Annotated in this window: 24 protein-coding genes; 19 read left to right on the top strand and 5 right to left on the bottom strand. The window is 70.9% G+C overall.

All coding sequences use genetic code 11. From position 1 onward, the window contains the following. Positions 1 to 114: 114 nt before the first annotated feature. Positions 115 to 897 carry an SOS response-associated peptidase gene (locus tag QH270_RS14675; protein WP_280342137.1) on the bottom strand — a complete coding sequence of 261 codons (783 nt, stop codon included), beginning with the start codon at positions 895 to 897 and terminating at the stop codon, positions 115 to 117. 76 nt (positions 898 to 973) lie between these two features. Between QH270_RS14675 and aroA the strand changes: the two genes are divergently transcribed. Then, the gene (aroA, locus tag QH270_RS14670; protein ID WP_280342143.1) at positions 974 to 2,284 is read left to right on the top strand and encodes a 3-phosphoshikimate 1-carboxyvinyltransferase; all 1,311 of its coding nucleotides are present in this window, start codon (positions 974 to 976) and stop codon (positions 2,282 to 2,284) included. After that, the gene (gene rsgA / locus QH270_RS14665; protein WP_280342141.1) at positions 2,281 to 3,282 is read left to right on the top strand and encodes a ribosome small subunit-dependent GTPase A; all 1,002 of its coding nucleotides are present in this window, start codon (positions 2,281 to 2,283) and stop codon (positions 3,280 to 3,282) included. The genes aroA and rsgA overlap by 4 nt, the downstream gene beginning before the upstream one ends. Positions 3,283 to 3,309: 27 nt before the next feature. On the opposite strand, the gene QH270_RS14660 is transcribed toward rsgA, so the two are convergent. Next, entirely contained in the window at positions 3,310 to 4,173 is an 864-nt protein-coding gene (locus QH270_RS14660; protein WP_280342135.1) for an Ig-like domain-containing protein, read from the bottom strand. A gap of 197 nt (positions 4,174 to 4,370) precedes the next feature. Here QH270_RS14660 and QH270_RS14655 point away from each other — a divergent pair, with 197 nt between their 5' ends. After that, positions 4,371 to 4,685 carry a hypothetical protein gene (locus tag QH270_RS14655; RefSeq protein ID WP_280342133.1) on the top strand — a complete coding sequence of 105 codons (315 nt, stop codon included), beginning with the start codon at positions 4,371 to 4,373 and terminating at the stop codon, positions 4,683 to 4,685. Positions 4,686 to 4,688: 3 nt separating this feature from the next. Here the strand turns inward: QH270_RS14655 and QH270_RS14650 are convergent, their stop codons facing one another. Continuing rightward, positions 4,689 to 5,369 carry a hypothetical protein gene (locus QH270_RS14650; RefSeq protein ID WP_280342130.1) on the bottom strand — a complete coding sequence of 227 codons (681 nt, stop codon included), beginning with the start codon at positions 5,367 to 5,369 and terminating at the stop codon, positions 4,689 to 4,691. Between the two features lie 212 nt (positions 5,370 to 5,581). On the opposite strand from QH270_RS14650, the gene QH270_RS14645 reads away from it, so the two are divergent. The 4 genes from QH270_RS14645 to QH270_RS14630 all read left to right on the top strand — a co-directional run bounded on the left by QH270_RS14645 (position 5,582) and on the right by QH270_RS14630 (position 9,074). After that, complete coding sequence (locus tag QH270_RS14645) at positions 5,582 to 6,664, top strand: AMP-binding protein (RefSeq protein ID WP_280342128.1); 1,083 nt, start codon at positions 5,582 to 5,584, stop codon at positions 6,662 to 6,664. Beyond that, entirely contained in the window at positions 6,664 to 8,034 is a 1,371-nt protein-coding gene (locus tag QH270_RS14640) for an aldehyde dehydrogenase family protein (protein ID WP_280342125.1), read from the top strand. The genes QH270_RS14645 and QH270_RS14640 overlap by 1 nt, the downstream gene beginning before the upstream one ends. A 65-nt stretch (positions 8,035 to 8,099) precedes the next feature. Continuing rightward, positions 8,100 to 8,585 (top strand): MarR family winged helix-turn-helix transcriptional regulator, encoded by a 486-nt coding sequence (locus QH270_RS14635; RefSeq protein ID WP_280342123.1) that lies wholly within the window; start codon positions 8,100 to 8,102, stop codon positions 8,583 to 8,585. A gap of 42 nt (positions 8,586 to 8,627) precedes the next feature. Continuing rightward, a complete protein-coding gene (locus tag QH270_RS14630; RefSeq protein ID WP_280342120.1) occupies positions 8,628 to 9,074 on the top strand; it encodes a hypothetical protein in 447 nt (148 codons plus the stop codon). 9 nt (positions 9,075 to 9,083) lie between these two features. Here the strand turns inward: QH270_RS14630 and QH270_RS14625 are convergent, their stop codons facing one another. Continuing rightward, the gene (locus QH270_RS14625) at positions 9,084 to 9,419 is read right to left on the bottom strand and encodes an ArsR/SmtB family transcription factor (protein WP_233000376.1); all 336 of its coding nucleotides are present in this window, start codon (positions 9,417 to 9,419) and stop codon (positions 9,084 to 9,086) included. 67 nt (positions 9,420 to 9,486) lie between these two features. On the opposite strand from QH270_RS14625, the gene QH270_RS14620 reads away from it, so the two are divergent. From QH270_RS14620 to QH270_RS14595, 6 genes are all read left to right on the top strand, one after another. After that, positions 9,487 to 11,091, top strand: a complete 1,605-nt coding sequence (locus QH270_RS14620) for an ABC transporter substrate-binding protein (RefSeq protein ID WP_280342116.1) — start codon at positions 9,487 to 9,489, stop codon at positions 11,089 to 11,091. 35 nt (positions 11,092 to 11,126) lie between these two features. Next, on the top strand, positions 11,127 to 12,080 hold the full coding sequence (locus QH270_RS14615) for an ABC transporter permease (RefSeq protein WP_280342139.1): 954 nt from the start codon (positions 11,127 to 11,129) through the stop codon (positions 12,078 to 12,080). Then, on the top strand, positions 12,073 to 12,894 hold the full coding sequence (locus QH270_RS14610) for an ABC transporter permease (protein WP_280342114.1): 822 nt from the start codon (positions 12,073 to 12,075) through the stop codon (positions 12,892 to 12,894). The genes QH270_RS14615 and QH270_RS14610 overlap by 8 nt, the downstream gene beginning before the upstream one ends. Then, positions 12,891 to 14,021, top strand: coding sequence for an ATP-binding cassette domain-containing protein (locus tag QH270_RS14605; protein ID WP_280342112.1), 1,131 nt, complete (start codon positions 12,891 to 12,893; stop codon positions 14,019 to 14,021). Before QH270_RS14610 ends, QH270_RS14605 begins: the two co-directional genes overlap by 4 nt. Continuing rightward, the gene (locus QH270_RS14600; RefSeq protein WP_280342110.1) at positions 14,021 to 14,716 is read left to right on the top strand and encodes an ABC transporter ATP-binding protein; all 696 of its coding nucleotides are present in this window, start codon (positions 14,021 to 14,023) and stop codon (positions 14,714 to 14,716) included. The genes QH270_RS14605 and QH270_RS14600 overlap by 1 nt, the downstream gene beginning before the upstream one ends. A gap of 157 nt (positions 14,717 to 14,873) precedes the next feature. Next, positions 14,874 to 16,259 (top strand): FAD-binding oxidoreductase, encoded by a 1,386-nt coding sequence (locus QH270_RS14595; protein ID WP_280342106.1) that lies wholly within the window; start codon positions 14,874 to 14,876, stop codon positions 16,257 to 16,259. Between the two features lie 3 nt (positions 16,260 to 16,262). On the opposite strand, the gene QH270_RS14590 is transcribed toward QH270_RS14595, so the two are convergent. Continuing rightward, positions 16,263 to 17,417 carry a cytochrome P450 gene (locus QH270_RS14590; RefSeq protein ID WP_280342105.1) on the bottom strand — a complete coding sequence of 385 codons (1,155 nt, stop codon included), beginning with the start codon at positions 17,415 to 17,417 and terminating at the stop codon, positions 16,263 to 16,265. Between the two features lie 173 nt (positions 17,418 to 17,590). Here QH270_RS14590 and QH270_RS14585 point away from each other — a divergent pair, with 173 nt between their 5' ends. From QH270_RS14585 to QH270_RS14560, 6 genes are read left to right on the top strand one after another with little or no spacing between them, the layout of a single operon-like run. After that, on the top strand, positions 17,591 to 18,634 hold the full coding sequence (locus QH270_RS14585; protein WP_280342103.1) for a 3-oxoacyl-ACP synthase III family protein: 1,044 nt from the start codon (positions 17,591 to 17,593) through the stop codon (positions 18,632 to 18,634). A gap of 30 nt (positions 18,635 to 18,664) precedes the next feature. After that, a complete protein-coding gene (locus QH270_RS14580; RefSeq protein ID WP_280342101.1) occupies positions 18,665 to 19,507 on the top strand; it encodes a hypothetical protein in 843 nt (280 codons plus the stop codon). After that, a complete protein-coding gene (locus tag QH270_RS14575; protein WP_280342099.1) occupies positions 19,507 to 19,872 on the top strand; it encodes a hypothetical protein in 366 nt (121 codons plus the stop codon). The genes QH270_RS14580 and QH270_RS14575 overlap by 1 nt, the downstream gene beginning before the upstream one ends. A gap of 38 nt (positions 19,873 to 19,910) precedes the next feature. Continuing rightward, the gene (locus tag QH270_RS14570) at positions 19,911 to 20,930 is read left to right on the top strand and encodes an NAD-dependent epimerase/dehydratase family protein (RefSeq protein WP_280342098.1); all 1,020 of its coding nucleotides are present in this window, start codon (positions 19,911 to 19,913) and stop codon (positions 20,928 to 20,930) included. Continuing rightward, positions 20,927 to 21,679: a glycosyltransferase family A protein gene (locus QH270_RS14565; protein ID WP_280342096.1), complete on the top strand. Its 753-nt coding sequence runs from the start codon at positions 20,927 to 20,929 to the stop codon at positions 21,677 to 21,679. The genes QH270_RS14570 and QH270_RS14565 overlap by 4 nt, the downstream gene beginning before the upstream one ends. Beyond that, on the top strand, positions 21,676 to 23,193 hold the full coding sequence (locus tag QH270_RS14560; protein WP_280342092.1) for a class I adenylate-forming enzyme family protein: 1,518 nt from the start codon (positions 21,676 to 21,678) through the stop codon (positions 23,191 to 23,193). The genes QH270_RS14565 and QH270_RS14560 overlap by 4 nt, the downstream gene beginning before the upstream one ends.

The following is a 23,193-nucleotide window of genomic DNA, read 5'->3' as shown; positions in this document are numbered from 1 at the left end:
CCCCCGCCCCCCCCCCCCCCCCCCCCCCCCCCCCCCCCCCCCCCCCCCCCCCCCCCCCCCCCCCCCCCCCCCCCCCCCCCCCCCCCCCCCCCCCCCCCCGGCCGCGTCCGGTAGCTAGAACAGAGCCGGTGTGCCGCCCGTGTCATCGGCCGGGGCGAGCAGTTCCGGGCCGTTGTTGCGCACGCTGTTGACCAGCGTCGAGACCGGCCGCGCCACGATCGCGTCGACCTCGGCGGGCGAGGCGCCGCTCAGCAGGTCGGCCGGGGCGGGCCGGTCCGGATCGAGCCAGGCGTCCCAGTGCTCGCGCGGCATCGGCAGCGGCATCCGGTCGTGGATGCGGGCCAGCTCGCCGATGGCATCGGTGGTGAGGATCGTGCACGAGAGCAGCGGCGGCGCGTCGGGCACCGCGCGGTCGCGCCACACCGACCACAACCCGGCCATGTACAGCCGCGACCCGTCGGCGTGCGACATGTAGAACGGCCGCTTGACGGCCTTGCCCTTGGCGGTGGGGTCCGGCTCGACCAGCCACTCGTACCAGCCGTCCATCGGCACCAGGCACCGCTTGTGTTTGGCCGAGTCGCGGAAGGAGGGGGCGGTGATCGCCTTGTCGGCGCGGGCGTTGAACAGCGGCTTGCCCTTGGCGGGCACACCCGGCTCCCCCGCCTTGGTCCAGGACGGGATCAGGCCCCAGCGCATCCGCCGCACGCGCAGGGCCGGATCGTCGTCCGGGGCGCCGTGTTCGTGCCGTTCCACCACGGTCAGTACCTGGCTGGTCGGCGCCACGTTGTAGCTGACGGTGGACTCCTGCTGAGCCGCGTCGAGGTCGGTCTCGTCGATCGCGTCGAGGTCGGCCGCGAGGCGACCGGGGTTGGTGGTCGTCGCATATCGTCCGCACATGAGGCCATCGTCGCACCAGCCGGTGACAAGTGCCGACCACGCCGAATTCACCACCACCCGTGTGTCCCGGCCGCACATGCGCGAAGATGGGCAGGTGAGTTTCTGGCCAGCGCCCCACATCGAGGTCCCCGTCCACGCGACCGTCACCCTGCCCGGTTCGAAATCCATCACCAACCGCGCGCTCATCCTGGCCGCACTGGCCGATGGCCCGTCCACCCTCACCGGTGCGCTGCGCAGCCGCGACACCGACCTGATGATCAAGGCCCTGCAGAGCCTCGGCACCGAGATCATCGGTGACGCGGAGACCCTCGAGGTCACGCCGGCCCCGCTGCGCAGTGCCGCGGTCGACTGCGGCCTCGCGGGCACCATCATGCGGTTCCTGCCGCCCGCCGCCGCGCTGGCGACCGGCGACGTCGCGTTCTTCGGCGACGAACAGGCCAGGCACCGCCCGCTGACCACCATCCTCGACGCCCTGCGCAAGCTCGGCCTCGATGTCGACGGTGACGCGCTGCCGGTCGTCGTCCACGGCACCGGCAGCCTGCGCGGCGGCGCCGTCACCATCGACGCCTCGGGGTCCTCGCAGTTCGTCTCCGGCCTGCTGCTCTCGGCGGCCCGCTTCGACGAGGGCATCACCGTCCACCACGACGGCAAGCCGCTGCCCTCGATGCCGCACATCGAGATGACGGTGGAGATGCTGCGCCGCGCCGACGTGCGCGTGCACACTCCCGCGGATGCGCGCAGCGCGCAGACCTGGACGGTGGAGCCGGGCCCGATCCGCGCGGTCGACTGGGAGATCGAGCCCGACCTGTCCAACGCCACCCCGTTCCTGGCGGCGGCCGCCGTCACCGGCGGCGAGGTGAGCATCCCGATGTGGCCGCGCGGCACCACCCAGCCCGGTGACGTGATCCGCGAGATCCTGGTGCGGATGGGCGCCGAGGCCCGCATCTTCGACGGCGTGCTCACCGTGCGCGGCCCGGAGCGCCTGGCCGGCATCGACATCGACCTGCACGATGTCGGCGAGCTCACCCCCACGGTCGCCGCGCTCGCCGCGCTGGCCGACTCCCCGTCCGTCCTGCGCGGCATCGCGCACCTGCGTGGCCACGAAACCGACCGCCTCGCGGCGCTTTCCGCGGAGATCAACCGGCTCGGCGGCAACGTCACCGAGACCGCGGACGGGCTCGAGATCGTGCCCGCCCCGCTGCACGGCGGGCAGTGGCACTCCTACGCCGACCACCGGATGGCCACCGCCGGCGCGATCCTGGGTCTGCGGGTGCCCGGCGTGGAGATCGAGGACATCGGCACCACCGCCAAGACGCTGCCGACCTTCGTCACCCTGTGGGAGCAGATGCTGGCGCCCGCGTTATCGGGTGAGGGAGCGGCGCGCTGACCCGCCGCGGCCGCACCGCAGCCAGCTACGACGAATCCGATGTCCGGGTCCGTCCCGGCAAGGCCTCACGTCCGCGCACCAAGACCCGCCCCCAGCACAGCGACGCCGAGGCTGCGATGGTGGTCGCGGTGGATCGTGGCCGCTGGGGGTGCGTGCTCGACGGTGACGCCGACCGGCGCATCGTCGCCATGCGCGCCAGGGAACTGGGCCGCACGCCGATCGTGGTCGGCGACCAGGTCGACGTCGTCGGTGATCTGACCGGCAGACCCGACACGCTCGCCCGGATCGTGCGGGTCGCCGAACGCGCGACGGTGCTGCGCCGCACCGCCGACGACACCGACCCGTTCGAGCGGATCGTCGTCGCCAACGCCGAGCAGTTGTTCATCGTGGTCGCGCTCGCCGATCCGCCGCCGCGCACCGGCTTCGTCGAGCGGGCCATGGTGGCCGCCTACGCCGGCGGGCTGGAACCGATCCTGGTGCTCACCAAGCGCGATCTGGTCGCGGAGTCCGAATTCGCTTCCGCCTTCGAGGGTTTGGATCTGAAGATCCTCTACGCCGGGATCGACGATCCGATCGAGCCGGTGCTCGAGCTGCTCGACGACCGGCTCACCGCCCTGATCGGGCACTCCGGGGTCGGCAAGTCGACGATGGTGAATCGTCTTGTGCCCGACGCGTATCGGGCCGTGGGCGAGGTGTCGGGCGTCGGCAAGGGCAAGCACACCTCCACCCAGTCGGTGGCGCTACCGCTGCCCGAGGGCGGCTGGGTGATCGATACGCCGGGCGTGCGCTCGTTCGGGCTGGCCCACATCACGCCCGACGACGTGATCGCGTCGTTCACCGATCTGGCCGACGCCATCGAGGACTGCCCGCGCGGCTGCACCCACCTGGGTCCGCCCGCCGATCCCGAGTGCGCCCTGGACCAGCTCCCCGGCACGGAACGGCGGGTCGCCGCGATCCGCCAGCTGCTCACCGCGTTGATCTCCAACGAGACGTATTAGCAACCGATTCCGTGCCGGGGGCGGTACTCAGAAGCCGAGCGAGCCGAAGCCGCCGCCACCGCCCGGTTCGGGCTCGGTCGGCAGCTCGGCCACGGTGACCACCTTGGTGGTGGACGAACTCGCCACGCCGCTGCGCCCGGAGAACGTCGCGCCGATGGTGTAGGAGCCGGCCGCGCCGGGCGTCCAGACGAGCGAGGCCTTGCCGTTGGCGGCGACGGGAATGTCGCCGAGCACCTGGTCGCCCGCTTTGAACTGGATGGTGCCGCCCGCGCCCGCCGGGGTGACGGTCGCCTCCAGCGTCACGGCCTTGCCGACCTGCGCGCCGGTGACCTCGGCGAGCGCGGTGTTGGACACGGCGTCGCTGGACACCGTGATCGCCGGGCCCTTGCCCTGATAGGTGCCGTCGCCGAGCGAGCCGCCGTAGTGCATGGAGGTCGGCAGCGGGGTGTCGCGGGCACAGTTCACGCCCACCTTGTACTGCACCTCGAAGGTCTGCGACTTCGGATCGATGTTCGGATACACCGGGTACTTGGTGATGCCGAACTCGGCGCGCACCCAGTCCGAGGAGGAGGTGTCGAGCGTGACGACGTCACCGCCCATCCTGGCCGAGCCGGGCACCGGCGTCAGGCAGGCGGGGTGCAGATCCTTGATGTTGTAGATGTATTCGACCGGAATCCCGGTCCGCTCGAACTTCGTGGTCACGGTGATCGTGTCGCCGACGACCGGTGTGGTGTTCGAGACGGTTCGGGTGAACTTGCTGTTCCCGTCGCTCCAGGTGATCGAGCCGGGGGCGGCCGCGGCCGTTCCCGGCATCGCCGCCACCGCGAAGCCCGCCGCCACCGCGAACACCGCCATCGAACCGGCCGCCCGCTGCATTCTGCTGTCCACCATCGTTGTCTCCCACATGGCCCCGGACGCCGCTCGACCCCGTCGTCGATGCGCTGTCGCGTCCGCGTGGGCAGCAGTAGATCACGGCAGGGTTCCCTGCGGACCCAATTCCGAAACATGTCTCAGTCAGATTGCGAATCAGCCTCACGTTCACGTACGTACCCGGTAACGGACACTCCGCGCCGGTACCGTCTACCCCCATGAAGCCACCGGCGATCGGTTATCTGCGCCGCGACATCTCGGGTGTCGCCCAATCCTGGGACGAAACGCAGATCCGATCCCTAGCCGAACGTCTCGGCTACCGCTTCACCAAGACGGTCGTGTTCAGCGACCGCACGGTCGACCCCATCGGCCGCCTCCTCGACGTGGTCACCGCCTCCGAGGCCGCGGCGGTCGTCACCCCCACCCTCACCCACCTCGACGGCTTCCCCGACCCCGTACTCGCCGTCTGCGACCTCATCACCGTCACCCCCGAAGCCACCCACCCCCGCACCGCCCCCGCCCTCCCCGCCTGACCGTCACGCCGGCGGCGCGGCCCAGGTTCCACTGAGCTCCATAAGTTCTCGATAGGCCGCCGAGTCGGCGGCAAGGCGCTGCGCGGCGGCGGCCAGGGTCGCCGGGGTGAAGTCGCCCGCCCCGATCGTCGCCTGATGCTCGACGGCCTCGTCGGCGAGCGCGACCAGTAGATCGGCGAGCCTGCCGATCTGCTGCTCCACCGAATTCGATTGCCGACCGCCCAGATGGTCGGTCATCCCGTCGGCGACACCGAGCTGATGCAGCCGGGCCATGGACTGCGGCAGGCCACGCGTGCTGTCGGCGTCGACCCAGCCCTGCCGCTGCAATTCGGTCACCACCGTCCATGCCTGCGCCAGGCGATTCCAGGCCGGTTGCAATCGCGGCGGCAGCCGCGGAGCGGAAACCGGCGCGGGTGGCGGCACCCGCGGCCGGACGGGCATCGGCGGCGCAGCGGCACGGGCCGTCATCAGGGCGAAGCGACGCTCGAGCGCTTTGTCGTGCCACAGCACACCGCCCCCGGGAAGTACGCCGACGACCAGGGCGCCGAGCGCGGTGGTGGCGCGGTCGCTTTCACCCATCGAGGGATCGATCGCGATCGAGATGCTCGCGGCGACGCAGAGCACGAACCAGACAGCGGCGAGCACCCAGAGGAAGACCACCGAACCCGAACGTCGATACCTCATCACTGCCCCCACGCGCCCGAACGATGACCTGCCGTCATTATGCCCGGCAGTCGCGACGACCATCACCACGACGGTGTGCGGATTCCCGGCTCCGGCATAGACCTTCCTATCGTCTGATCGACGTGGGTCGGCACGGGCACGGTGGAAGCCGGTGCGGCGCAACGATGAAGCTCGCAAAACGCCCATTGTTTGCGCACTCCGGAGGCTGTGCCATGTGGTCCGACATACTCGAGCTGGACGCTGTCGACGTCGATCCCGACGACTACGTCCGGGCGTTGATGAGGTGGCATTTCGATGCCGAGACGGGGAGTCCCTACTGGCTACGGCGGGCCGAGGGACTCGACTTCGACCCGCGCGCGGACGTGCGGACCTTCGACGACCTGCGGTTGTTCCCGAACGTGATCGACGAGTTCCGTGACATCGCGGTGGCGGACCTGATCCCGCGCGGCCTGCGCGGGGCCGATCGCGAGATCGCGGGGATCTTCGAGAGCGGCGGCACGACGGGGGCGCCGAAGCGGTTCGTGATGTTCGAACCGTGGATGGAGTTCGCGCTGTCCTGGGACGAGCACCACTACGCCGACCTGGGCCCGATGAACACCCTGGCGATCGCGCCCAGTGGCCCACACATGTTCGGCGAGTTCGCCGCTCGTCGCGCCCGCAGGCACGACGGGGTGAAGTTCACCGTCGACCTCGACCCGCGCTGGATCAAGCACCTGATCGGTTCCGGCGACACCGAGGGCGCCGACCGCTATGCCGAGCACCTGATCGACCAGGCCGCCGCGATCCTGACCACCCAGTCGGTGGGCATCCTCATCGCCACGCCACCCCTGCTCGAACGCCTGGCCCGCCGCGCCGAGCTGGTCGACGCCGTCCGCAAGCAGGTGAAATTCCTGTGCTGGAGCGGTGCCCACATGGACGCCGACACGCGAGAGATCCTGCGGCAGGAGGTCTTTCCCGGCATCCCGCTCAAGGGCCTGTACGGCAGCACCACCATTCTCGGCATGTCCCGCGAGCGCGACGACGAACGCGCGGACGGCCTCGCGGTATTCGACACCCCGAGCCCGTTCATCGCGTTCCGCGTGGTCGACCCGGCCACCGGTGACGATCTCCCCTACGGCGAACGCGGCCAGGTCGTGATGAACCACCTCACCAAGTACGCCCTGCTGCCCAACAATCTGGAACGCGATACCGCCGTGGCCGCCGAACCGGCGCCGGGCACCCTCGGCTGCGCCGTCGCCGACGTGCGCCCCGTGACGACCTTCGCCGACCGGTCCGTCATCGAGGGCGTGTACTGATGATCGAGATCGACGCCCTCGGCCCCGCCGGACCGTACCGGGCCAGGCAGCGCGTGCCGATCACCGCGCTGGACGGCACCGAAGTCGGTGCGCTCGGCCAGGTTCCGGCCCTGTTCGTGCGGCGCGCGCTCACGGCCATGCGCGCCGCGCCGACCGTCCCCGCCGCGGACCGCTTCGCCTTGATGAGCAAGGCGGCCGAACTGTTCACCACCGCCACGATCGGCGGACTCGACCCCGAGCAGTACATCCGGATCGTCTCGACGGTGTCCGGCGTGCCCCGCCAGGTGGTGCGGCAATCGGTCGAATGGGTCGCCGAGGTGCTCCGATCCCAGTGCGACACCATCGAATCGGCGATGCCGCGCGGCGCGGTGGCCGAGTGGTCCGACGAGCGCACGCGCGCCGGCGCGGCGGTGTGGGTACGCAAGGGTGATGTCTTCGCGGTGCACGCGGCGGGCAACACCCCCGCGGTGCACGGACTCTGGCCCGAGGCCCTCGCCCTGGGTTACAAGGTCGTCGTCCGACCGTCGGCGCGCGAACCGTTCACCGCGTACCGGCTCGTAAGCGCACTGCGCGCAGCGGGCTTCCCGCCCGAGACGATCGTGCTGCTGCCCACCGACTACGCGGCGGCCGACGTGATCATCGCCGAGGCCGACTACGCGATCGTGTACGGCGGTCAGGATGTCGTGGACAAGTACGGCGCGAGCCCGCGCGTGCTCACCCAGGGCCCCGGCCGATCGAAGATCCTGGTCACCGCCGACGTGGACTGGCGTGAACACATCGACGTGATCGCCGATTCGGTGAGCCACCTGGGTGGCACGGCTTGCACCTGCACCACGGGGGTCCTGGTCGAAGGCGATCCGGAGCCGCTGGCCACGGCACTGGCCGAACGGCTCGACCGGATCCCGAGCCTGCCCGCCGAACACCCCGATGCCCTCCTCACCGTGCAGCCGGTGCCGACTGTCACCGCGATCGACGCCTACCTGCACGAGGTCGCCGGAAACGCGACACCGCTGCTGGGCGGGGCGAGCATCGTCGACGAACTGCCCTCCGGCGGCGCGGTACTGCGGCCCGCGGTGCACCTCGTCGACTCGGCGAGCGCGCCGCAGCTCGGGGTCGAACTGGCCTTTCCGTGCGTCTGGGTCGGCCCCTGGCAGCCCACGGACGGCATTGCGCCCCTGCGGGATTCGCTCGTTCTCACAGCCATGACCACCCGCGCTGAGCTCGTCGACGCCCTGCTGACCGAGCCGACCATCACCAACCTCTACCTCGGCGACAACCCGACCACGTGGCTGCGCCCCGGTGTCCCCCACGACGGCTACCTGGCCGAATTCCTCATGCGCTGCAAGGGGATGATCCGCTCGGGAATCTGATTCCGCGCGCGACCCGCGCCCCGGCCGATGGGCTCCGGCGCGGGCGCGTGCGGGAAAATGATCCGGTGACCACCGAGAACACCCGCCCCGGCCCGCCGGCGATCAGCCCCACCATCCTGGTGATCACGCTGAGCCGCCGGGTCGAGGCGGCACTGGCGGCGGCGCTGGCGCCGCTGGAGCTCACGGTGGCGAAGCTCGGCTTGCTCGGGCACATCAACGGGGTGTCCGGCGCGTCGTTCAGCGAGCTGGCCAGGATGTCGGGTACCAGCGTGCAGAGCGTGCACACCGCGGTGAAGGCTCTGGTCGCGGCGGGCCTGGTGCAGGACCGGACCGCACGCGCCGGGTCGGCCTCGGCGATCGAGCTCACGCCCGCGGGCACGCGGTTGCTCGGCGAGGCGCGAAAAGTGGTGAGCCAGGTCGATTCCCAGCTGTTCGGCCCCGATGCCGATCCCATCCAGCGCCAGGTCGGCGCGGCGATCGTCGCGGCCTTCACCGGTGCCACGCCCGGCGATTCCCGGAATCGTGACCCAGCCAACCTTCAAACAGACTGAAGCTCGAGTTAGGCTTCAGCCACGCTGAAGGTTGGAGGTCGGGTGGAACACGTCTTACTGTCCGTACATGTCCTGGCGGGCATCGTCTTCGTCGGCGGCTCGGCGGTCGCCGCGAGCCTGTTCCCGCGCTATGCCCCGGTGCTCGCCGGGGCGGAACAGGCCGAATCCGTGCGCAGCGGCGCCGTCGCGGTGGCGATGCACCGCATCACCGGCAACTACGCGAAACTCGCGATCATCGTTCCGGTGGTCGGCATCGTCCTGGCCACGGTCCAGGGCCGGATGAACGAAATCTGGATCACCATGGCGATGATCCTCACCGCCGTCGCGGGCGGCCTGCTCGCCCTGCAGATCCATCCGCTGCAACGCGCGGCACTCGACAACCCCGACGACGGCAAACGCCTGCGCACACTGTCGATGCTCGCGGGCATCTACAACCTGCTGTGGGCCGTGGTGGTCGTGCTCATGATCGTGCGCCCCGGCTCGGGATAACACGGCGGCTCAGCCGTGTTCGGCGCCGATGCTGTGCAGGATGTCGTGGATGATCGGGTCGGTCAGGCGGTTGGTGACCGTCCGGCCTTCCCGGCTCGACGTGACACAACCTTCGTGGCGCAGCACGCGCAACGCCTGCGAGATCGCGTTCTCGGTACGCCCGATGGCGGCGGCCAGTTCGCCGACGCTGATCCCGGGCGTGCGGTGCAGGCAGAGCAGGATCTCCAGGCGGTTCGGATCCGAGAGCAGGTCGAATCGCTGTGCCCAGGCCGCGATTTCGACATCACCGATCGCGCGACGGCCGAGTTCGACCGGCGATCCGTCCAGTGTGCGTGGCTCTCCCATGGCGTCCTCAGCTTACAACTCGTCTATCATCTGTCCATCTGTTCAGATAAACAGTTGGGACCGCTAGATGAAGCTCCGCGCCAGGCCGCTGTTCGCTGTGGGGGCCGCGTGCGCGCTGGCTGTGTCGCTGTCGTCGTGCGCCACGCCGACCACCGGGCAGACCGACTCGCTGGTCCTCGCCGACGCCTACGAGCTGGGCGGATACAACCCGATCGCCGGGTATGGCGCCGCCGGGGAGGCCAAGGTCTACGACGGTCTGCTGCGGCTCACCGGCGGTGAGGGCATGCCGGGTTTCGCGCCGTCGCTGGCCACCGAGCTGCCGGCCCCGAACGCCGACGCCACGGTCTGGACCGCGCCGCTGCGGTCGGACGTGCGCTTCAGCGACGGTTCCACGTTCGGCGCCGAGGACGTGGTCGCCACCTACCGGGCGATCCTCGACCCCGCGTCGGCTTCGGAGGCGCGCTCCTCGTTCTCGATGATCGAGCGGGTGGAGGCCGTCGAGCCGGACTCGGTCCGCTTCACCCTGCGTCATCCCTATGCGGCGTTCCCGACGAAGCTGCTCATCGGCATCGTCCCGGCGGAGTCGGTCGCGACGCCGGGCCCCGCCGCGGAGTCGGCGCTGAACACCGCGCCGATCGGTACCGGCCCCTACCGGCTCGCAACCCTGGAGCCGACGCGGGCGGTGTTCGAGGCGAACGAGAACTACTGGGGCGGAGCGCCCGCCGTGAAACGGCTGACGCTGCTCTACGTCCCCGACGACAACACCCGCGCGCAGCGCATGGCCACCGGCGAACTCGACGGCACCACCCTGCCGCCCCTGCTCGCCGCGACCTTCGCCCAGCGCCCGCCGATGACGGTGCACGCCAACACCTCCGCCGACTGGCGCGGGGTGTCCCTGCCCGCCGCCGATCCGGTGGCCGGTGATCCCGCGGTGCGGCTCGCGCTCAATCACGCCGTCGACCGGCAGGCCATGATCGACAACATCCTCGGCGGCTACGGCCGCCCCGCCTACACCCCGTTCCCGGAGGTCTACGGCGAATCACACAATCCGGCCGTGTCTTTCGCGTTCGACCGGGCCAGGGCTGAACAGATCCTCGACGGCGCGGGCTGGCGGCTCGGTGCCGACGGCGTCCGCGCGAAAGACGGTGTGCGCGCTCGGTTCACGGTGATGTACAACTCCACCGACACCCTGCGCCGTGACCTGGCCATGGCCTTCGCCTCCGATGCCAAGCGGGTCGGCGTCGAGGTCGATCTCGAGGCACTGTCCTGGGATCGGATCGAGCCGCGGATCGAGCAGGCGGGCATTCTGCTCGGCGGCGGCAGCGAGCCCTTCGATCCCGACACCCAGGCGTATGCCACCCTGCACTCGCCCGCGACCGACGCGAGCGCGGGCAGTCCGTACGACAACGCGAGCCGCCACCGCGATCCCGCCGTCGACGTGCTTCTCGAAACCGCCAGGCGCACCACCGATCCGGCCGCTCGGGCGAGCGCCTACCGCGACGTGCAGGCCGAGTACGCCCAGGACCCGAGCCACGTGTTCCTGGTCCACCTCGACCACACCTATGTGGTGAAGGAGGGCGCCTGGACCACCTCCGGCCCGATTCTCGAGCCACACACCCACGGTGTCACCTGGGGCCCGTGGTGGTCGGTGCAGACGTGGACGCGCCGGTGAGACGCAGTCGCTGGCGCGGTCGCGGCATCGGGGCGATGACACGGCGGCGGTTGCTGACCCTGGTCCCCGTGCTCGCGGCGGTCTCGGCGGCCCTGTTCGCGGCGGCCGCCGTGTCGCCGTTCGATCCGCTGGTCGGCTACCTCGGCGCGCGCTACGAGACGACGAGCGCGGCCGACCGCACCCTGCTGACCCAGCAGCTCGGTCTCGACGCGCCCTGGTACCAGCTGTACCGGCACTGGCTGGCCGACCTGTGCACCGGCGACCTCGGCGTCTCGCGCAGCTTCGCCCAACCGGTGAGTGAGCTGCTCGCCCAACGTCTTCCGTGGACGGTCCTGCTCGTCGTCGTCGCCATGGGCGCGGCCGTGACGATCGCGCTCGGCGTCGGGGTATGGGCGGGTATGCATCGCGGCGGCACGGTCGACCGGCTGGTGGCCGCGACCTGCGTGATACTGCAGGGGCTGCCGCCGTTCGTGGTGTCGCTGGGCGCGATCGCGCTGTTCGCGGTCGGGCTCGGCTGGCTGCCGCCGGCGGGGCTGACCGACGCGGGCGCCGACGCCGGATTCGGCCAGGTGGCACGGCATCTCGTGCTGCCCGCCGCCGCGCTCGCGGTCTCCCAGGTGCCGTGGCTGCTGCTGGCGGTACGGGAATCGGTATCGGACCGGCGCGGCGAGGACTTCGTGGTGGGCGCCGCGACGCGCGGCATCGGCACGTCGGCGATCACGCGCAGGCATCTCCTGCCGACCTCGCTGGCGCCGTTCGTCACCATCCTCGGCGTCCGGCTGCCGGAGGTCGTCGTCGGGGCGGTGCTGGTGGAGGAGATCTTCTCCTGGCCCGGCGTGGCCGGCGCGTTCGTGCAATCGGCGAAGGATCTCGACATGGCGCTGCTGGCGGTACTCACCGTCGGCACGACCTGCGCGGTCATGCTCGGTTCGCTGCTCGCCGACATCGCCGTCGTCGTGCTCGATCCACGGGTGCGGGCCGATGGCTGAGCGGCGGTTGTCCCTCGCGCTGGCGGTCCTCGGCGCGGTGGTGCTGTACGCGGTGCTGGTGCCGTGGCTGGGCGGGGTCGACGATCGGCTCACCGATTTCGCCGCGGCCAGGCAGGCACCGTCTGGGCAGTGGTGGTTCGGCACCGACTCCGCGGGCCGGTCGCTGTTCCCCCGGATCGCGGCGGCACTGCGCACCTCGCTGCTGGTGGCGGCGTGCGCGGCGGCGGTGTCGACAGCGCTCGGCGTGCTGGTCGGCGCGGTGTCGGCGCTGGCCGGTGGGTGGATCGACCGGGTGGTCATGCGGTTCGCCGACACCGCGAACGCGCTGCCGCACCTGCTGCTCGGGATCGTGATCGTGGCGCTGTTCCGCGGCAACACCCTCGCCGTGGTGCTCTCGATCGGGCTCACGCACTGGGTGCAGGTGGCGCGGATCGTGCGCGCGGAGAGCCTGAGTCTGCGCGAACGCGAGTACGTGGCGGCCGCGGTGCTCGCCGGGGCGGGCCGGCGGCATCTCCTGGTGCGGCATCTGCTGCCCGCGGTGGCGCCGCAGGCGCTGATCGCGGTGGTCCTGCTGCTGCCGCACGCGATCTGGCACGAGTCGACGCTGTCGTTCCTCGGCTTCGGCCTGCCACCGCACGAACCGAGCCTGGGCACCCTGCTCGCGGAGGCGCGCACCTCGCTGCTGCTCGGCGGCTGGTGGACGCTGGTGTTCCCGGCCGGGTTCCTGGTGCTCACCACCGTGGCGGTCGCCGTCGCCGGATCGTCACTGCGCGGGGTCCTGCTCCCGCCCAAACCGTCGAGGATGCCCCGATGAGCCTCACCATCGACTCGCTCACCGTCCGAATCCCGGTGCGCGGCAACGCGGTCGTACACGCCGCGACCGAGGTCTCGCTCGACGTGCCCGCGGGCTCGATCACCGCGCTGGTCGGCGAATCCGGCTGCGGGAAGTCGATCGTGGCGAGTGCGGTGCTCGGCGTGCTGCCACCCGAGGCCGTGGTCAGCGGGTCGGTGCGGCTGCACGTCGACGGGCGGTCGATCGATGTGCTGGATGTCCTTCACGAATCCCCTTCTCGGCGCTGGACTCTCGGACGGGGACGATGGACCGGCCGCCGGGGTACCGGTGCGGCGCAGGATGCCGCCGCCCCGCGCGCGCACCGTGTCGAACCCGCGAGGGGCGAGCGGCACGGGGGTGCGCGGCACGGCCACACCGCGCGGGTCGAATCCCACGGTGGCGCGGATCCCGAAGGCACGGCACTTGGCATCACGGTGCCCGTCGGCCACGCACGACGGCCCGGAACGACTGCCGAACGGTTCCGTGGGCGGCACATCGCGCTGATCCCGCAGTCGCCCGGCACCCATTTCACGCCCGTGCGCACCATCGGCTCACAGCTGGCGGAGACCATCGCGGCGCTCGGCACCGAGCACTCTCCCGAAGAACTGGTGGCCAGGGCCGGACTGCCCGCCTCCGCGCTGACGCTCTACCCACACGAACTCTCGGGCGGGATGGCGCAGCGGGCGGCGGTGGCGGCGGCGCTGGCCGGGGATCCCGAAGTGATCGTCGCCGACGAACCCACCTCGGGACTGGACCGGGCGCGCACCGATCAGATCGGCGAGCTGCTGCGCGACTGCGCCGACAGCGGCGCGGCGGTCCTGCTGATCACCCACGATGTGAGTCATCTGCTGCGCGCCGGGATCGCCGACACCCTCGCCATCATGTACGCCTCGCGACTGATGGAGGTGGGCCCCGCGGGCCAGGTGCTCGCCGACCCCTGGCACGACTACACCGGTGACCTGCTCGCCGCCCTCCCCGAACGTGGGCTGACCCCGCTGCCGCACCCACCGCGCGCCCTCACCAACCTGTCCGAGGACTGCCCGTACGCGGGCGGACCCACCGCACTGCTCCGCGAGGACCAGCGCCTGATCCGCCGAGCGAGGTCCTGATGCTCATCGCCGAGGCCGTGACCACGGGCTATCGGGCCGGCACCCCGGTGCTCACCGGTGTCGACCTGCGGGTGGCACCCGGTGAGATCGTCGGGATCACCGGCGATTCGGGGTCGGGCAAGACCACCCTGGCACGCACCCTCGCCGGACTGCTCGCCCCGACCGCGGGCCGGGTCACCGTCGACGGCAGGTCACCGCGACGAGCACGCGGCGAGATCGCCATGGTCTTCCAGAACCCGCGCGCGGCGACCAACCCGAACTTCACCCTCACCGAGATCATCACCGAACCCACGAAGATCCGCCGCACACCCCCGCCGGACCTGGCGGCCCTCACCACCGCGATCGGCCTCACTCCCGACCTCCTCGACCGCCGCCCGCACGCCCTCAGCGACGGCCAGCTCCAACGCGCCTGCGTGGCAAGAGCTCTCGCCCAGTCCCCCCGCTACCTCATCCTCGACGAACCCACCGCCATGCTCGACGCCGCCACCACCGCCAACCTGGTCCACCTCCTGCGTTCCCGCCTCCCCGAGTTCGCCATCCTCTTCATCACCCACGACCAGCCACTACTGGAAGCCGTCGCCACCCGCATCGCCACCGTTCGCGACGGCACACTCACCGAGCCGGCGCCCACTCGCCGCACCGGCGCCGGTGACGACGAACCGTCCGCCCGCCTCACCACGCCCGCCGACCGCTGACCGCCGCGGGCGACCACGCGCGAATCCCCGACCGCTGGACCGCTGACCGGCACACCACCGTCGCGGGCGACCACGCGCGAACCCCGGCCACTGGACCGCCGACCTGCTCGATTGCCGCTCAGCGTGTCCTCAGGAAGCCGTTTTAGCGTGTGCTCCTGTGACTTTCACGCAGGGGTATGAGACGGGTTCGCGACGGGCGCTGAGCGGGTGGGGACGCACGGCGCCCACCGTCGCGGAGGTGGTGTGCACGCCGGACGTCGCGGCGATCGCCGAGCGGGTGCGCACCGCGGGGCCACGCGGGGTGATCGCGCGCGGACTCGGCCGCAGTTACGGCGACCCCGCGCAGAACGGCGGCGGCGTGGTGGTCGACATGACCGCGCTCGACCGCATCCACCGGATCGATCCGGACAGCGGAATCGTCGACGTCGACGCCGGCGTCAGCCTGGATGCGCTCATGCGCCACGCGCTGCCGCACGGACTGTGGGTTCCGGTGCTGCCGGGAACGCGGCAGGTGACCGTCGGCGGGGCGATCGCCTCCGATATCCATGGTAAGAACCATCATTCGCAGGGCAGCTTCGGCAATCACGTGGTGTCGCTGGACCTGCTCACCGCCGACGGAACGGTGCGCACGCTCACGCCGGAGGGCGCCGAGGCCGACCTGTTCTGGGCGACGGTCGGCGGCATGGGCTTGACCGGCATCATCACCGGCGCCCGAATCCGGTTGAAGCACACCGAGACCGCGTACTTCCTCGTCGACAACGACCGCACCCGCGACCTCGACGAGACGATGGAGCTGCTCACCGGCGGGTCCGACGACGGCTACGACTACTCGATGTCGGTCCCGGACACCATCTCCACCGGACCCTCGCTCGGCCGCGCCGGATTCAGTCGCGGATCACTGGCGACGCTCGATCAGTTGCCGCCGAAACTGCGGAGCAGGCCGCTGAATTTCGATGCGCCGCAATTGTTCACGGTGCCCGACATCTTCCCGAACGGGATGGTCAACAGCGTCACCACGCGGATCGCGGCCGAGGCCGCGTACCGGCTGTTCCCGCGCCGGGCCCGTGGGCGCATCCAGAATCTGACGCAGTTCTATCACCCGCTGGACCTGCTCGGGGAGTGGAATCGTGCCTACGGCAAGCGGGGCTTTCTGCAGTATCAGTTCTCCATGCCGTTCGGCGCGGAGCAGCAGCTCGCGGCCGCGGTGCGGGCCATCGCCGAGTCCGGGCACCACTCGTTCCTGAACGTCTTCAAGCGCATGGGCCCCGGGAATCGCGCGCCGCTGTCGTGGCCGCATCCCGGGTACATGCTGAGTCTGGACTTCGCGCTGACGCCGGGGCTGGACCGGTTCTGCACCCGGCTCGACGAGCGGGTCCTCGCGGCGGGTGGGCGCCTGTACTTCGCGAAGGACTCGCGCACCACGCCGGAGATGATCGCCGCCATGTACCCGCGCCTCGACGAATGGCGGCGGGTGCGCGATCGGGTCGATCCGGAGCGGGTCTTCGCCTCGGATCTCGCACGCCGGCTCCAGCTGGTGCGGTGAGCGTCAGCGCGTGAGCCGGATCCGCAGGGTCTCGTAGGTGGGGATGAAGACCTTGCGGCGGTAGCGCCGCTCGACGATCTCCCAGGGCCGCCCGTCCGCCGTGAGTGCGGTGAGCAGCGCGGTGAGTTCGGAGTGCACGAGCTGCGCGCCGAGGCACAGGTGACGGCCGCCGCCGAACCAGAGCTGACGGGTCTCCGGCACGTAGTCGCGCGCGATGTCGAATTCCCCGACCGCGTTGTTGATGGTCCAGGTGAGGATCTTGACGTGCTCGCCCGCGCGCAGTGCGCGCCCGGCGACGGTGACATCGGCCGTGACCGACCGGCCGACCAGGTAGGCGGGGCTGGTGACGCGCAGGATCTCGCGCACCGCGTCGGGCATCCGGTCCGGCGCGGCGATCAGCGCGCGGTGCTGCCCGGTGTCGTGCATGATCGCGACCATCCTGGTCATGGCGCTGGCCAGGGTGTCGGTGCCGGCGACCGCCATCAGGATCGCCAGCCCGGCGGCGTGCTGGACCTCGAGCCCGAGTTCCCGGCAGCGGCCCAGCGTCGTATCGGGATCGGCCCGCTCGTAGGCGGTAGGGACATTGACAGCGAGTCGGCTGGCCAGTTCCCTGGCCCGCGCCACCGCGACCGGGTCGAGCGTGGTCGATGCCATGGTGCCGAAACCGAGGTTGACCAGTTCCTCGACATGGTGGAACAGCCGCAGGAACAGGGCGTCGGTGTCCCCGGTGGGATCGCCGCCGATGGCCGCGGCGATGTCCTCGGGACGCATGCCGACCAGGTCCGAGACACTGCGACCGACCAGGATCTGGGCACGCGCGGCGATGTCGACGGTCTCGCCGGCGGCCAGCCGGGCCCGCAGATCGCGCAGGTCCGGCCCGATCACCCGCTCGACCAGGGCATCGGTGTGCGCGAGGGTGAACAGATCGCGGACCTTGGCCCGCAGTTCGGTGTGTCCAGGCCCCTCGAAAAGGTCCTCCACCCAGTCCCCGATGACCTGCGCCCACCAGTGCCCGGCCGCGCCTTCGGAGACGATGCTGAAGTGCGCGCTGTCGTTGTAGATCTGCCGCGCGACCAGCGGATCGGCGACGAACCAGCCGAGCTTGGGGACCTTGCGAATGGGGCGCGCGACCCGGCCGAGAAGCAGAACTCCCGGCAACCAGGGCTGGCCTGCGGCTAGTAGGGTGAGTTCATGGCGTCGGGCAGCGCTCCACACCCCGGCAGAATCTAGTCGAGCGTGACCGAATAGTGAAGGTCTGTGACTAGGATCGGCGAGATGCGCGGATGGAGGACTTCGCATCACGCGCGATATCCGGGGAAGTGAACTGGCACATGGTGAGATCCACAATCGAAGCTGTCGGCGCGTATCTGCCGACCCGCGAAGTGACCACGGCGGAACTGATGAGCCGGTTGGCCGTCGACGCGCCACTCGACCTGGAGAAGGTCAGCGGGGTGGTCGCCCGGCGGGTGCGCGGCCGCGACGCCGAGGGCGCGGAGGAGGACTCGTTCACCATCGCCCTCGCCGCCGCCCGCTCGGCACTGGCGAACTCCCGCTACGAGGCCGCCGACCTGGACGTGATCATCTCCTGCTCGATCACCCGCACCCGCGGCGAGGACTTCTGCTTCGAACCGTCCTTCGCCCTGATGCTGCGCAACACCCTCGGCGCCACGCGCGCGATCCACTTCGACGTGTCGAACGCGTGCGCTGGCATGCTGACCGGAGTCCTGCTGCTGGACAGGATGATTCGCGCCGGAGCCGTCCGCCGCGGGCTGGTGGTCTCCGGCGAGTGCATCACCCCGATCTCCGATACCGCCGTGCGCGAGATCTCGCAGAAGTACGACCCGCAGTTCGCCTCGCTCACCGTCGGTGACGCGGGCGCGGCGGTGCTGCTCGACGGCACCGACGGTCCCGGCTTGGACTACGTGGAACTCAACACCAGCGCCGCCTTCGCGAAACTGTGCCTCGGTATGCCCAGCGATCAGGGCCCCGGCGTCGCGCTCTACACCGACAACCGCGCGATGCACAACGAGTCCAGGTACCTGCTGTGGACCTCGCGGCAGCGCGAGTTCCTCACCGAGCGGGGCTCGAGCTTCGCCGAGGAGGGCTACGACTACCTGATCCACCACCAGTTCAGCGGGCCGGCGGTCGAACTGATCGACAAGATCGCCGAGCGCGAGTTCGACTCGCTGATGCCGCCCAAACTCGCGGTACTGGACAAGTACGGCAATACCGCCTCGACCTCGCACTTCGTGGTGCTGCACGACGCACTGCGCCGGGGACTCATCGCACCGGGGTCCAAAGTGCTGCTCGTTCCGGCCGCCTCCGGGGTGGTCGCCGGGTTCCTGTCGGTGACAATCGGCGATCTTCGGGTATAGGACAGTATGGGAATCATCATTTCTTCGGCCGTGACACAGACCGGCGGGGTCAGCTCCGTCGGCCAGGCGGCGGACGCGGCCAAGGCGGCGCTCACCGGCGCGGGCTGTCGGCCGGAACAGGTCGACGCGCTGATCAATGTGGGCGTGTACCGCGACGCGAACCTCGTCGAACCGGCGGTGGCCGCGCTCATCCAGCAGGCCGCCGGAATCGGCCTGGAATACCGGCCGGGGGACGTACCGTGCCTGTCGTTCGACCTGATGAACGGCGCGTGTGGACTCGTCAACGCGGTCGGGGTCGCCACCTCACTACTGGCCGACCTGCCCGCGGGCCACGTCGTCGTGGTCTCCGGTGACGCGCATCCGTCAGGCGCGGCGGACGCCGAGTTCGCGTTCGAACCCGTCGGCGCGGCGCTCGTGCTCGAGAATCACCCCACCGCACCGGGTTTCGGCGCGGTGCACGTGAGCGCCGGTGACGCGCTGCCCGATCCGCAGGGCTATGTGACGCTGTCGGCCATGGGCGCCACCGGACGGTCGGCGCTGACGCTCGAACTCGGCACCAGCACACCGGAACTCGTCGAGCACGCGGCCGCCGCCGCCAGGGAAGCACTGGCCGCCGACCACCTCGACCCCGAACAGGTGGTGCTGGTGTGCGGCAAGCCGACACCCGAATACGCCGGGCAGCTCGCCGCCGAACTCGGCATCGACACCGTGGTCACCGACGACTTCGCCGGTGACGCCCACACGTCCGCGCTCACCGCCGCCTACGTGGCCGCGCGCGAGGCCGGACGCACCGACCGGCCACTGCTGTTCGTCGCCGCCGACGGCGGGCCCACCGCCGCCGCGGTCACCTATCGCGGCCCTGAGGTGCGGTGATGGCCATGCACGCGGTGCCCGACAGGGGCGAGAACGGGCGGGTCTGGACGGTCGACGCGCCCCGCCAGGAGCAGCCCAGGCATCGCGCACCGGCCCCGAGCCGGGGCACCGTGCTCGCGCTGCGGTCGATCCCGGTGTTCGGGTGGGCCTTCCTGCTCCTCGGCCTCGTCCGGCCGTTCCGCTCGCGGCTGCTGCGGGTGGCGTTCTGGATCGACGTGGTGCTCAGCGTCGGCGTACACGCGGCCCAGATTCCGGCGGCCCGCCGGGTGGCCGCCGAGCGCGGGATCGCGCCGGGCCGGGCCGCGGTGATGACGATGCTGCTCGGCGCGACCTGGTGGAAGACCCTCGGTGAGGAGTCGCGATGAACCGCCATACGGCTCGGCCACTGTCCTAGGCTGACGCGATGACAGTGCTGGTGACAGGGGCGAGCGGGTTCGTCGGCGGGGCGATCGTCGAGGGGTTGCTGGCGCGCGGGGTCCCGGTCAGGGCGATGGTTCGCGACGCCGCCTCGGCTCCGGCCGACGCCGAGGTCGCGGTGGCCGACCTCGCCGACGCGGGCGCGTTGGCCGCGGCGGTCGCCGGCACGACGGCGGTGGTGCACGCGGCGGCCCTGCTCGGGGAATTCGGGCGACCCGCGGACTTCTTCGCGGTCAATGTCGCCGGAACGGACCGCCTCATGCAGGAGGCCGCGGCGGCCGGGGTACGGCGCTTCGTCTTCATCGGCAGCCCGAGCGCCTTGATGGCGCCCGAGGGCGGCGATCGGATCGGTATCGATGAGACCGAGCCCTATCCGGCGCGATTCCTCAACAGTTACTGCGAGACGAAGGCGATCGCGGAGCAACTCGTGCTCACCGCCGATACGCCGGAGTTCACCACCTGCTCGCTGCGGCCGAGAGCCGTGTGGGGGCCGGGTGACCGGCACGGCCCGGTGGTGCAACTGCTGGCGAAGCTGCGGGCCGGACGACTGCCCGACCTGTCCGGCGGCAAGGACGTGCGGGCCTCGCTGTGCTACATCGACCATCTCGTGCAGGCCGTGGCGCTGGCATTGGATGCCGAGAACATCGGCGGCCGAGCGTATTTCGTCGCCGATGCCGAGCCGATCGAGGTCTGGCCGACCTTGACGGCAGTGGCACACCGATTCGCGCTGCCCGCGCCGAGCGTCACCCTGCCCGCGCCGGTCCTCGGCGGCGCGGTGGCGGCGATCGAAGCGGTGTGGCGGATTCCCGCGATCGCGCGGCGGTGGACGCCCCCGCTCTCGCGGTACGCGGTCGCGCTGGTCACCCGCTCGGCGACCTACGACATCTCCCGCGCCGAACGCGAACTCGGCTACCGGCCGACCGTCACGTTCGCCGAGGGGCTGGATCGTTTCCACGCGTGGGTCACCGAACTCGGCGGCCTCGACCCGCTGCTGGAGGATCTGTGAGCGGGCTGTGGGTGGTGATTCCCGCCTTCGACGAAGAACGCGGCATCGGTGCGACACTGGAAGCGATAGCGGCACAAGGTGATACCGCCTTCACCGTGGTGGTGGTCGACAACAACTCCACCGATCGCACCGTCGAGATCGTGCGCGCGTTCGCCGCGGCGCATCCCGTGCCCCCGATCGAGGTGATCTCCGAACAGCAGAAGGGCACCGGCGCCGCCGCCGACACCGGCATGCGGTACGCGATCGAGCGCGGCGCGACCCTGCTGGCCCGGACCGACGCCGACTGCCTGCCCGCACCGGACTGGACCGAGCGCATCAAGGTGGCCTTCGCGTCGGGATTGCGGCTGGTGAGCGGACAGTTGATTCCCCGCACGGACGAGGGGGTTTCGTGGCGCGACCGGGTGATCATCCGGGTGGCCCTGGAGGTGGCCTCGACCTTCGGCAAGGTGCGCTCGGGCAACCGCGACCCGAAATATCTGGGCCCCTATGTGATGACGCCCGGCTGCAATATGGCCATCACCGCCGAGCTGTATCTGGCCGCGGGCGGATTCCCGCGGACCGCGATCGAGGACCTGCACGAGGACCGCGCGCTCGTGAACGCGGTGCGCACCATCACCACCGAGTACGGATTGCGCCGCGACGTCCGGGTTTTCGGCTCGAACCGGCGGGTGCGCGCCTGGGGTATCCGCAAGACACTGGCCTGGTACGCCGACCACCGCTACCGGCCCGACATCGTCGACATCCGATGACCGCCGACTTCCTCGACCACCTGGCCATGCAGGCCGACCGCATCCCCGACGCCTCGGCCCTCGGCGCGGTCGGCGCACGCGCGCTCACCTATCGCGAGCTGGTCGACACCGTCGAGCGGGTGGCCGCCAATCTCGGCGCGGCCGGGTTCCGGCCCGGTGACCGGATGCTGTTCTCGATCCGGCCGAGCGTGGCGTCGGTGACCCTGGTCTTCGGGGTGATCGCGGCGGGTGGGGCCATCGTGTTCGTCGATCCCGGTGTGGGGCCGGAACTGTTCGAACGGCGGGTCGGCCTCGTCGAAGCCACTTGGGCGGCAACCGAATCGCTGCTCTACGCGGTGAGCGGCCCGCTGGCCGGATTCGGCCGCAGGCGCGGTCTGAGCCTGCCCCGGTTCGGTTCGCTCGACGTCCGCCACATCCACAGCGGGGCCTGGCTGCCGGGGACACCGCTGCGGTCGATTCCGTTGCGGCGCTTCACCGGTGCGGCCGAGCGCGCCCCCGCGGTACCCGCCGATCCCGAAGCCCCGGCGTTGATCGTGTTCACCTCCGGCACCACCGACGAGCCGAAAGCCGTTGTGCACACGCGTGCTTCGCTAAGCGCCGGGTTGGCCGCGATGGGCGGGCGGACCAGTCTCGCCCCCGGCGCGTTCCTGCACACCGAGCAGCTCATGATGGGACTGCCAGCCCTGATGGCCGGCGCCCGGTGGGCCATGCCACGTTATCCGCGTTTCGGCACGCACATCGACCCGGTGCGGTTCACCGCGTCCCTGCGCACCGCCACGCACGCCTTCTACACCCCCGCGGATCTCGCCGTCGCCCTGGACGCGCTGGAGGCCGGGACGATCACCCCGCCCGCGTACCTGCGTCAGGTCGCGCTCGGCGGGGCGCCGGTCACCGCCGCGTTGCTGCGCCGGGCGCGGGAGTCGTTGCCCTACACCGAATTCCTCGCCGTCTACGGCATGACGGAGATCCTCCCGGTCGCCGTCACCAACCACGCCGCCAAGCTCACCCACACCGGCGACCTGCTCGGCGCCCCGGTCCCCGGCGTGCGCGCCCGGATCGCCGAGGACGGGGAGCTGGTGCTCTCCGGCCCCAACCTGTGTCGCGGCTACCTCGGCGCCGAACCGCTCGCCGAGATCCACACCGGCGACCTCGCGCGCTGGGACGGCGATCAGCTGGTCCTCACCGGCCGCAAGAAGGACATGATGATCCGCGGCAAGACCAACATCTACCCCGGCCTCTACGAGCCGGTCATCACCGCGCTCGACGGCGTCCGCGAGGCGATCATGGTCGGCCTGCCCGACGAGATCGGCGACGAACGCATCGTGCTGGCCGTGGTCGCCGAACCCGGCGCCGACGATCTCCCCGACCGCCTTCGCACCCGCCTCCCCCAGCTCATCGACACCACCGCCGTCCCCGACGACATCGTCCTCGTCGACCGCATCCCGGTCAGCGGCCGCACCAACAAACCCGACCGCGACGCCCTCCGCACCCTCCTCCGCACCCGCCTCGGCTGA

Origin of the sequence: Nocardia neocaledoniensis (genome assembly GCF_029868625.1) — a bacterium.
Lineage (GTDB): Bacteria > Actinomycetota > Actinomycetes > Mycobacteriales > Mycobacteriaceae > Nocardia > Nocardia neocaledoniensis_A.
Note: the sequence above shows the minus strand (reverse complement) of the source record. Positions and strands in the feature narration are given on the sequence as shown.

Bases quoted from the DNA above. Each gene is read 5' to 3' on its own strand.
- aroA (WP_280342143.1), top strand. From the start codon at position 974: ATGCGCGAAGATGGGCAGGTGAGTTTCTGGCCAGCGCCCCACATCGAG.
- QH270_RS14615 (WP_280342139.1), top strand. From the start codon at position 11,127: ATGACACGGCGGCGGTTGCTGACCCTGGTCCCCGTGCTCGCGGCGGTC.
- QH270_RS14655 (WP_280342133.1), top strand. From the start codon at position 4,371: ATGAAGCCACCGGCGATCGGTTATCTGCGCCGCGACATCTCGGGTGTC.
- QH270_RS14575 (WP_280342099.1), top strand. From the start codon at position 19,507: ATGGCCATGCACGCGGTGCCCGACAGGGGCGAGAACGGGCGGGTCTGG.
- QH270_RS14610 (WP_280342114.1), top strand. From the start codon at position 12,073: ATGGCTGAGCGGCGGTTGTCCCTCGCGCTGGCGGTCCTCGGCGCGGTG.
- QH270_RS14650 (WP_280342130.1), bottom strand. From the start codon at position 5,369: ATGAGGTATCGACGTTCGGGTTCGGTGGTCTTCCTCTGGGTGCTCGCC.
- QH270_RS14585 (WP_280342103.1), top strand. From the start codon at position 17,591: ATGGTGAGATCCACAATCGAAGCTGTCGGCGCGTATCTGCCGACCCGC.
- QH270_RS14620 (WP_280342116.1), top strand. From the start codon at position 9,487: ATGAAGCTCCGCGCCAGGCCGCTGTTCGCTGTGGGGGCCGCGTGCGCG.
- QH270_RS14605 (WP_280342112.1), top strand. From the start codon at position 12,891: ATGAGCCTCACCATCGACTCGCTCACCGTCCGAATCCCGGTGCGCGGC.
- QH270_RS14570 (WP_280342098.1), top strand. From the start codon at position 19,911: ATGACAGTGCTGGTGACAGGGGCGAGCGGGTTCGTCGGCGGGGCGATC.
- QH270_RS14640 (WP_280342125.1), top strand. From the start codon at position 6,664: ATGATCGAGATCGACGCCCTCGGCCCCGCCGGACCGTACCGGGCCAGG.
- QH270_RS14600 (WP_280342110.1), top strand. From the start codon at position 14,021: ATGCTCATCGCCGAGGCCGTGACCACGGGCTATCGGGCCGGCACCCCG.
- QH270_RS14645 (WP_280342128.1), top strand. From the start codon at position 5,582: ATGTGGTCCGACATACTCGAGCTGGACGCTGTCGACGTCGATCCCGAC.
- QH270_RS14625 (WP_233000376.1), bottom strand. From the start codon at position 9,419: ATGGGAGAGCCACGCACACTGGACGGATCGCCGGTCGAACTCGGCCGT.
- QH270_RS14675 (WP_280342137.1), bottom strand. From the start codon at position 897: ATGTGCGGACGATATGCGACGACCACCAACCCCGGTCGCCTCGCGGCC.
- QH270_RS14560 (WP_280342092.1), top strand. From the start codon at position 21,676: ATGACCGCCGACTTCCTCGACCACCTGGCCATGCAGGCCGACCGCATC.
- QH270_RS14660 (WP_280342135.1), bottom strand. From the start codon at position 4,173: ATGGTGGACAGCAGAATGCAGCGGGCGGCCGGTTCGATGGCGGTGTTC.